This window comes from Paludisphaera rhizosphaerae (assembly GCF_011065895.1).
GTDB lineage: Bacteria > Planctomycetota > Planctomycetia > Isosphaerales > Isosphaeraceae > Paludisphaera > Paludisphaera rhizosphaerae.
Map to the genome: position 1 here is coordinate 1 of NZ_JAALCR010000108.1, position 265 is coordinate 265.

Sequence of the window (265 nt, forward strand, 5' to 3'; positions counted from 1 at the left end):
TGCTGGTGGTGCTGCTGATCGTGAGCATCATCGCGGCGGTGACGCTGCCGGTGGTGATTCCCGCGATCAGCCATCGTCAGGTGGGCGAGGCGGCGCGGATCATCCAGGGGGGCCTGGTGGCCGCTCGCGACGCCTCGCTGCGGACCAACACCCCGCACGGCCTTCGGTTCCTACCCGACCCCACCTACAACGGCCTCGCTCCGGGCGCGCCCACGACGATCGACCCCAGCCGGATTCTGGCCTCGAACCGATTCATCCCCATCGA

Annotated in this window: 1 protein-coding gene; it reads left to right on the top strand. The window is 69.1% G+C overall.

Going from position 1 to position 265, the window contains the following annotated elements:
* A partial coding sequence (locus G5C50_RS32190) for a pilus assembly FimT family protein (RefSeq protein WP_407673641.1) occupies positions 1-265 on the top strand: 265 nt, incomplete at both ends.